The organism is Candidatus Eisenbacteria bacterium (genome assembly GCA_018831195.1).
Taxonomy (GTDB): domain Bacteria; phylum Eisenbacteria; class RBG-16-71-46; order CAIMUX01; family JAHJDP01; genus JAHJDP01.
On record JAHJDP010000021.1, the window covers coordinates 1 to 8,455 of the forward strand.

Annotated in this window: 8 protein-coding genes and 1 pseudogene; 7 read left to right on the forward strand and 2 right to left on the reverse strand. The window is 50.8% G+C overall.

Annotated features, from left to right (window positions below; all coding sequences use genetic code 11):
- Positions 1 to 278: 278 nt before the first annotated feature.
- The 4 genes and pseudogenes from KJ970_03440 (at position 279) to KJ970_03455 (ending at position 3,155) form a co-directional block, all read left to right on the forward strand.
- Positions 279 to 860: pseudogene (locus KJ970_03440) on the forward strand (zeta toxin family protein).
- A 358-nt stretch (positions 861 to 1,218) separates the two neighbouring features.
- Complete coding sequence (locus tag KJ970_03445) at positions 1,219 to 2,286, forward strand: hypothetical protein (protein MBU2689955.1); 1,068 nt, start codon at positions 1,219 to 1,221, stop codon at positions 2,284 to 2,286.
- A gap of 210 nt (positions 2,287 to 2,496) precedes the next feature.
- Positions 2,497 to 2,691 carry a DUF4160 domain-containing protein gene (locus KJ970_03450; protein MBU2689956.1) on the forward strand — a complete coding sequence of 65 codons (195 nt, stop codon included), beginning with the start codon at positions 2,497 to 2,499 and terminating at the stop codon, positions 2,689 to 2,691.
- Entirely contained in the window at positions 2,688 to 3,155 is a 468-nt protein-coding gene (locus KJ970_03455; protein ID MBU2689957.1) for a helix-turn-helix domain-containing protein, read from the forward strand. The genes KJ970_03450 and KJ970_03455 overlap by 4 nt, the downstream gene beginning before the upstream one ends.
- Positions 3,156 to 3,204: 49 nt before the next feature.
- Here KJ970_03455 and KJ970_03460 read toward each other — a convergent pair whose 3' ends face one another.
- Complete coding sequence (locus KJ970_03460; GenBank protein ID MBU2689958.1) at positions 3,205 to 3,462, reverse strand: hypothetical protein; 258 nt, start codon at positions 3,460 to 3,462, stop codon at positions 3,205 to 3,207.
- A gap of 105 nt (positions 3,463 to 3,567) precedes the next feature.
- On the reverse strand, positions 3,568 to 4,641 hold the full coding sequence (locus KJ970_03465) for a transposase (protein MBU2689959.1): 1,074 nt from the start codon (positions 4,639 to 4,641) through the stop codon (positions 3,568 to 3,570).
- Between the two features lie 303 nt (positions 4,642 to 4,944).
- Here KJ970_03465 and KJ970_03470 point away from each other — a divergent pair, with 303 nt between their 5' ends.
- The 3 genes from KJ970_03470 to KJ970_03480 all read left to right on the forward strand — a co-directional run bounded on the left by KJ970_03470 (position 4,945) and on the right by KJ970_03480 (position 8,299).
- Positions 4,945 to 5,478: a hypothetical protein gene (locus tag KJ970_03470; GenBank protein MBU2689960.1), complete on the forward strand. Its 534-nt coding sequence runs from the start codon at positions 4,945 to 4,947 to the stop codon at positions 5,476 to 5,478.
- A gap of 240 nt (positions 5,479 to 5,718) precedes the next feature.
- Positions 5,719 to 6,813, forward strand: a complete 1,095-nt coding sequence (locus KJ970_03475; GenBank protein MBU2689961.1) for a right-handed parallel beta-helix repeat-containing protein — start codon at positions 5,719 to 5,721, stop codon at positions 6,811 to 6,813.
- Positions 6,814 to 7,555: 742 nt separating this feature from the next.
- Positions 7,556 to 8,299, forward strand: a complete 744-nt coding sequence (locus KJ970_03480) for a hypothetical protein (GenBank protein ID MBU2689962.1) — start codon at positions 7,556 to 7,558, stop codon at positions 8,297 to 8,299.
- Positions 8,300 to 8,455: the final 156 nt, after the last annotated feature.

Genomic DNA, 8,455 nt, shown 5'->3' on the forward strand with positions numbered 1-8,455 from the left:
ATTTGTGTTGCTTGGAATAGAATTTCATTGGAGGCCTCCTGTCTTGGTTGGTTCCCAACTTCAACGTTCAAGAGGAATGGTTGCCCGCTGAGTGGGAGGCCTCAATGAGAATCGACCTGTTTAATTCGACGAGGTCCCTTGTCACGTCCCTCGCAAAGTGAGATCATAGTAACGCGAAGTTGAGAGAAGGCGAGGGTCGCGCCAAGAACCCTCGCGGGTTATGAGAACGTTAGGTTCATAATGGCAAACTTAGAAATAGGACGGCGGAAAATCGGGGTGATTTCTTGAAGCCACAGGCAATTGTCGTTGCTGGACCAAATGGAGCTGGAAAGACAACATTTGCCAAAGAGTATATCCAGCTCCATCCGCATAAGTATTTCAGCGCCGATCTCATTGCTGAGGAAATGAAGGGTTCGTTTGAAGAGGTCCGGCTCCTGGCTGGGCGCCATTTTATCAAGATAGTCGATGCTCAAATGGAGGAAGGCGAAAGCTTTGTTATAGAGTCTACGATTTCGGGGGTAAGTTTTAAGCGCTCGATAGAGCGACTCAAATCAAAGGGGTTTGACGTTATAATTATTTTCATCTTCCTCGGAAGCGCAGATGCGTGTGTCGCGAGAATCCAAGAGAGAATAATGAAGGGCGGGCATCCAGTTCCAGAAGCGGACGTACGACGGCGTTTTTTGCGCAGTATCAGGAACTTCTGGGGCGAATATCGTGGATTGGCCGATCAATGGAATCTGTATTATAATGGAGGTCAGGAATTCCATGAAGTTGCCGTGGGGTCAGGGGGATCGCGGGAGGTTCTTGACGAAGGTCTATTTGAGCAATTTCTAACCACTGCAGAGGGAGAGGCGAAATGACAAATGACCGCGGTCTAAATCCGGAAATATATCGGCGATCCCGAGAGTACCTTCGTATTGGCAATAGGGCAGTACGCCGAGCCCAAGAAGAGAGTCGCCGTCTAAATGTACCCAATGTTTATTCTCACAACGGGACACTATATTTTGAACTTCCAGATGGTCGATTGACTACCGTCAATCCGTTTGAGGCCACACCAAATAGTTAAAAGAACCTAACGACTCATTAACCCGACGAGAGCCGTTGTCACGTCCCTCGCATAGGGTTATACTAGTATCGCGATGTTGAGAGAGGCGAGGGCCGTGCTAAAGACCCTCGCGAGTTAACAGAACGTTAGGCAGATGTAAGGAAGAATGACCAGTGAAGTATTTTGCCCTTTTTGGCATCATGTTACTGCTTGGGCCCACTCATGCGAATTCTTGTACTATTTTCAAAACCACACAGTCGGAAAAGACTTTAGTTGGCAACAACGAAGACTGGGTGGAAGCGAATGGCAAGGTTTGGTTTTTAACCGCAGTGCCAGGAAAACGCGGCAGAGTTCTCTTTGGATTCGAGAATGGATGGGCACAGGGGGGGATGAACGACCAAGGCTTGTTCTTCGATGGAATAGCTGGCGAAGTCCAGGATTGGGCGCCGGCCTCCCATCGGGAGGACTTCCCGGGCAACCTGTGCGAGATGATCCTGGAGAAAGTCGCGACAGTGGATGATGCCATTGCTTACTTCGAACGGTACAATTTTCCGAGTCTCGTTGTGGGTAGGTTTGTTTTTATCGACGCTACGGGAAGTACAGCGGCCATTTCATATGTAGGCGGGCGGTTGAATATTGAAAGATTTGCGGAGTCGACCGTTGCGTTGGGCTACCGCGGCGAAGAGGCTCGAGACCTGCTTAACGACGCGCACGATATCGACGTTCAGGCCATGGCGAACATCCTCAAGGTCTGCCAGCGCCGAGATGAATATTCCACACAGTATAGCAATGTTTATGATCCTCTCGGATTGAAGGTGCATGTCTATCCCTCCTCGGGAGCGGTGCGCGAGGTTACTTTAAATCTGGAACAAGAATTGGCCAAAGAGGATCATTATTATGATTTAGCGAGCTTGTCTGAGCAGATGGGCAAGGAGCTCATTGTGGATCACAAGACGCGGCCGGCTGTGAAGTATCTCTCGTCGTCGCTTGATGATTGTATTGGGCAGTATGGTCTTGATACAAGTTCCGTCACTATTACTCGGTCTGGTAATAGTTTATTGCTACGTAGCGAACTCATCTTTGAGGCTGTAATGGCGTTTGAGATAGTACCTGTCGCGGAAGATCATTTTTATGCAAGGCATCTAGCGATAGAGGTTGAGTTTCAGCGCAATCGACTGGAGCAAATCGAAGCCCTCTTGCTGGCCTATGATGGAAGGGTCTTTTCCCTGAAACGGAAATGAGGTAGACGAATACTGGGGTGCATACTGTCATCTGACTGCCTAACAAACGCTTGCACCCGACAATCGCGTCTGTCACGCCTTGTGCTGACGCACAAGCCGCGCCAACCACGCTTGCAGGTGAAGCAAACGTTCTGTGGACAATGCAAAATTGCCAAAAAAGCGGGCTAAATTTCTCTTGACACCCGTTACCGCCCACGGTAACATATAGACATGTCGAAAATCCGACGCGGAGGCTATGTTTTTCTCACCTGGATCGGAGACCATTCTCCGCGGCACGTACACGTCTATCGCAAGGGCCAACTTGTTTTGAAATGGGATCTCGACAACAGCAGGCCGATGGCTGGGAATCCATCGCGAAAAATACTTGAGTTAATTCAAGAACTAGAAACTGAAGGCAAACTATGAAAATCAGATCGGTGAAAATTAATAACCGGAAGCAAGCGTTTGAAGTTGGGACTTGGCGCGAGCCCTATCTGTTTCCATTCTCAAAGGCTTGTCCCCCTCCTGTGGTCGAGGATCCTGTTGTGGATGTCTTTATTGATGAAGAACTTGGCCGCGAGGCCTTTACCTATAAACTCGAGTCAGGCAAAGAGGGGTCTGTCCATATCGATCATGTTCTCGAATACAATCAAGATCCGGCCTACTTGCGGAATCTACTTCTGTATAAGCTGACTATCGAGGCACAGAAGCGTATTGAAGCTAGCGGTCTATCCAAGCGAGAGATCATCCGCCGCCTTGGCACATCTCCAGCGCAGTTTTACCGTCTTGTAGATTCTACCAACTACCGTAAGTCTGTCGACAAAGTGCTTTCTTTATTGCATGTGCTTGATTGTGATGTAGACCTAATCGTTCGGGACAAGAGCGCTTGAATTGAGAGAGAGCCACAGAACGAACTTTTGAACCTGTCGAGGGCCCTTGTCACGGCCCTCCATAGAAAGAGATGTCAAGATAACAATTCCCCTGTCGCTCGATGACGGGATCATCGAACGGCCGCATGGACATGCCGGTAGACAATAAATCCAAGGACTTCATTCCCGTCTCCCTTTTGCTGCTGCCATCATTCCCGCTTTCGAAGCTCATTCGTTCTTGGCGCAACTTAAGTTTGAACCAGCCTTCCATTGGGGCCTTGATGGCCATCGCTTCATTCGGTTCTGTGAGGGGGCCTATCCTTCGCATGGGGTCTCTCTATCGCTTCCGAGGACCCATCCGTGACATTGAGACTTCCCCTCAGCCCTTTTGACGGAGATGATCGACAAGCCGCAGGATCCGGGAATCAAAATCCTAGTTTCGATTCATTGCCTCGGACGGCATCGCCTGCCGATAAATCTCCGGACGATAACGCTCCTCTCTCTTCCACATTGCCAAGACGATCGCCGCAATTTTCCTGGCGAGAGTCACCTTGGCTAGAGTGGGTTTCGTGCCGTTCCGCAGAAGGCGCTGATAATCGTCCTTCAACGGATGGGATTGAGTGTGAACAATGATAGTGGTCGCCGCAGCCTTGAAGATAGCTTTCAGCGTGTGATTGTATTCCCGGTTCAATCCCCGGGTTCGATTCAGCTTTGTCCGGACCCACCCATCATCAGCAAGGATCCAATCCGATGAAGACCGGACGACGACCCCGAATCCACAGTAGGCCCAGAAGGGACGCTTGGTCCTGAAACGGTGAGGGGTGATCACAACGGGAAGCAATTGAGCGACCCGGATCGGTCCCATTCCGGGAGCGGTCTCCAGGATTCTTGAGATCTTATGCCGGTGCGACTCGCGCACCATGATCTTCTCGGCCTCCGTCTTGATTTCCCGGAGGCGATCGAGCTCGAGGCCCAGGATTTCAGCGGCGGTCGCTATAGCCTCGGGAAGTTTTCGGATTATCGCTTCCCGCGTCTTGATGGAGTACACGGCCTCGCCGGAACAAGGGATGCCGCGCCCTCTGAGGAGGGACTTGAGTCGAATCTTGGTGCGGGCGACATCCTGGGTGACCTTGGCATAGGTGTGAGCATAGAGCCTGAGGGCGGTGAATCGTCTGGGGTCCTTGTAGACAGGTCGGCCGACGGTGCCGGTGCGGATCTTCTCGGCGAGTCCCCTGGCGTCGATAGCGTCATTCTTGGGGCCCGGTGTCCAGCGGGCTCTATAGACAAGTATTTCAGCGACATAGGGGGAGAGGATTTCGACGAGCCACTGGCTGCAGAGGCCCTCGTCGATACATAGGTGGAGGTTTCCGGGGATGAGTTTGAGGTATTCGACACGAGCCTGTCCGTTTGTTTCCACGACGTCACTCCGGACCAATTTTCCTTTGGCGCTAAGGACGCAGAATGTAGTGCTGGTTGCATGCACGTCGGATCCGATGTATCTTTCCATGGCGGTTCTCCTTCTTGGGAAATGAAGTCCTATGCTTGATTGATCAATACTATTTTCCTCGGAGGAGACCGCCGCATCAATGAGCCTGGCGAGTGGCCGGCCCGCAGTCGGCATCCGGCCGTGATCTTTCTATGATACCTTCGCACAAGATTAGCATAGTTGTGCGACGAGAGAGTAAACGAGGCCCGCGCCAAGCACGCCTCGCAGGTTAAAAGAACGTTAGACGTATATTTCTTGGTGTGGCGATAAATCTAATTTGGATGTAAGGCACAGAGAATATTTCTTACGACGTGGGGTGCCAAAATGAAACATCACACCTGCATGATTATTTTCCTATGTCTTTTCGGTTTTAATGTCGGCGTCGTGTATGGACAAGATGGAGAGGATTGTTCAAGCGCGATAAGAATCGATATTTCGGAAGAATGGTACGTTGCAATAGATGTCACCACCAGCGGTCGCGAAAATGATATTGATTCTCTCTCGGCCCAATGCACCGGAATTGTTGCCACCGGACCTGATGTTGTCTTCCTGTTTGACGACGGAAACGAATTCGGAACATGGATTTCTGTTGTGTGGACCGGTGATTTTGAGGCGGCTGTGTACGGTATTGAGGATGCATGCGACCGGCCATGCGTTTTCGGAGATACAGGCCTAGATATTTACACCAGTTTTGAGACTGGCGAGTATCAAGGAGACCCGGGAGGGCATTGGCGGTGTTATATTGTGGTAGATGGAGTGAATGGCGCATCTGGATCTGGGACGCTTGAATTTTATGTGAATTTGGGCAATCCAGCAAATGAGCATACCTGGGGCCAAATCAAGTCAGTTTATCACTGACAAAATGTATTCGACTTACGAGATTATTAACCAAAAGAGTTGCCGGGATCGGCAATGCCAGCAGTTAAATAACGTCTAACGAACTTTTGAACCTGTCGAGAGCGCTTGTCACGCCCCCCGCTTTTGTGGGAGAATGGTGGCGTTGAGAAGACGCGGGCGGGCGGGGGTCGCGCCAAGCACCCTCGCAGGTTAAAATAACGTTAAGTGTACTAGAAATGAATTGAAAATATGCTTAATTCGTTGGGAAGGTTAGGCCTATCTGTCTACATTCTAATGGTCTTAACTTCCGCCACATATTCACACATATGGTTTGTGAATCCTGAGGGGACCGGTGATGCACCAACGATCGATGCGGCTGTGGATAGTTGTGCCTCAGGCGATACAATTCTGGTCGCGCCAGGCACCTATCACGAGAACATCCTTAGGCTCGGCAACCCACGGGAGCTTACGATCATGGGTCAGACCGGCGACCCGGAGGAGGTGATCGTCGCGGCTTTAAATCCCGCCGAGCCAATCTTAAAGTTCACAGAATATAACTTGTCGGTGAGCGCGATCACGGTAACCGGCAGTGATTATTCCGGCGGTGCTTTGAATTCCGTAGGTACATCGACAACGGTCTCCAATATTATCGCAAGAAATAACCGTGGCGGAGTTGCTCTGACAGGAACAGGCCAAGTTAGAGAGTGTGTCTTCACTGACAACGATTGGGGTCTCTACTTCTCTTCCTCCGGAGTTACTGATTTCCTGGTGGAGCAGTGTCAGTTCTTCGGAAATACGCTTATAGGTTCGGGAGCCACAGATCTCGGGGCCGCCATTACTATCAATGCACCAGCCACAATTCGTGGTTGCGTGTTCCTTCGGAACAGTATAGTGGCGGAGGGATCCGTGTGCTTGGTTGATGGTGGATTCATAGTCTACATTGAGAACAGTACGTTTGCTGACAATAGCGCCGATTTCGCAGTGTACTTCACGTCGCTCAATGCGAACGGGATGATCGCGAACAATGTGTTCTGGGAGAGTGGTTGCCCGAGTAATGGGGGAGCCTTTCCCGTCCGCTGCAACGTGACATGGCCTGAGCCTTTTGAGGAGGGCGAGTGCTTTCCCGAAAACTGGTATGGGCATCATGGAAACGTCATCGCTGACCCGTTGTTTTGCAATCCAGGTGCAGACGACTACCACGTGGCGAGCACATCTCCTTGTCTTCCCGGAAACCATCCCGATGGATCCGAATGCGGTCAGGTCGGTTTCTACTCACAAGGGTGCGTAACCCCTGTCCCAACAAGGACGACCAGCTGGGGGTCTATTAAATCTTTCTATTTTCAAAAGGTCCCTTGATCCCACGAGACACTTAACGACCGGCAGGATTTCTTCGTTCCTGGCGGCTTCGAGGATGGCTTTGGCGTCAGCTTTGTCGGTTTTATTTCCCTTTCTATAAGGCCTGACGAAGTGTGCGGGCAGAAGGGTGACGTCATGGCCGAAGCGCCGGATGGAGCGGGCCCAGTAGTGGGCGGAGCCACAGGCTTCGAGCAGGATGTTTGCGGGCGGCGTTTGTTCAAAGAAGGACAGGAAGTTGGCCCTGGATAAACGTTTTCGCGAGGTGATCTTTCCCGGCCTATCCGAGACAGCGATTTCGAAAGTAGACTTTGCCAAATCAACGGCGATGGTAGTAGAATACATGCGGACTCCTCCTTCTATGTGGTCGTAAGAGGCCGAAAGGCGAATTGGCACTATGATGCCGCATTTTTCGCCGGTGGAGTCCATTTCAACTTTTGAACCTGCCGAGTGCCCTTGTCACGGCCCTCGACCAAGATTATTATAGGGTCGCGATCATCGGAAGGGTCGAGGGCCGAGCCAATGACCCTCGCAGGTTAAAAGAACGTTAGACCGAGTAACAAACAGAATCAGGTTTCATTATTGAGCTGGCGACCAAACCAAATGTGACAATCTGTGCCCCTTGTCAGCTATACAGGCTTTGTGAGAAAATTGTAGTGATTTGAGAAAGTGAAGGACGAGGGCTATTTCCATTCCCTCGCGAAGTCGCACAATGGTATATCGCACAAGGCCCTCGGAGGTTGTCTTGAGTTTCTTCAAAATGATTCTATTTGTTTTAGCAGCAGCCAGCATTGGTCTGATTGCTACATCAATACCAGCGACGGCGTATGAATACCATCCGCTAGGTCTTGGGACTCAGTGGATTTATGATAATCCGCAGGGGGGTCTCCACTATATGACCATCACGGGTGAGCGTGAAGTCTTGGGTGTTTCCGCGGTGATTAGGCATCAGGATGAAGATACTCAGACATTCGAAAATTATTGGACGACTGATGTTTTTGGTAACCTTTTTCTTCATGGGGCATTTAATTATGATGGCTTTGGAATCGCATATCTGCCACCCATCAAAATGGTAGACGCCCCGCTGGCTGGTGGAAAATCCTGGGTGACCGAAAATATCCACACATACTACCTGGACGGAACGCCCTGGGGTACTGAACCATTTAATTATCCCCTGCAAGTCTATTCCGAGGGTGTTGTCACGGTGCCGGCGGGTGATTTCTATGCCTATGGAGTTGGTACTTACTATGAGCCGCCAGTAATCATCTCGCGTGATGGAAAATCATACAATTTGCTGGGTCGACATATTGAACATGAAGATCTGCTTATCGAAGGCAATGTCACAGAATGGTACACCGACGGGATCGGCCTGCCCCAATGGGGCTACCTTTTAAACGCCCAATATCAACTGCGGGAATACGGCTCCCCTACAGCGACGATGAATACCACCTGGGGTCGAATCCGGGCAAGCTATGATCCTCTGAAATAGTTTTCGAGGTGTCCGGTCTAACGCCTATGAGGCCACCGGTTGTCAATGGCTAGATGTCTCCCTTTGGCGGCTGTAGAGCAGCCGCCATCCTCTTCCGTTGCTGTGAGGTGATTGCATTCTCCCTGACTTTGTTTCCCGCCGGGTACAGGACGCGCC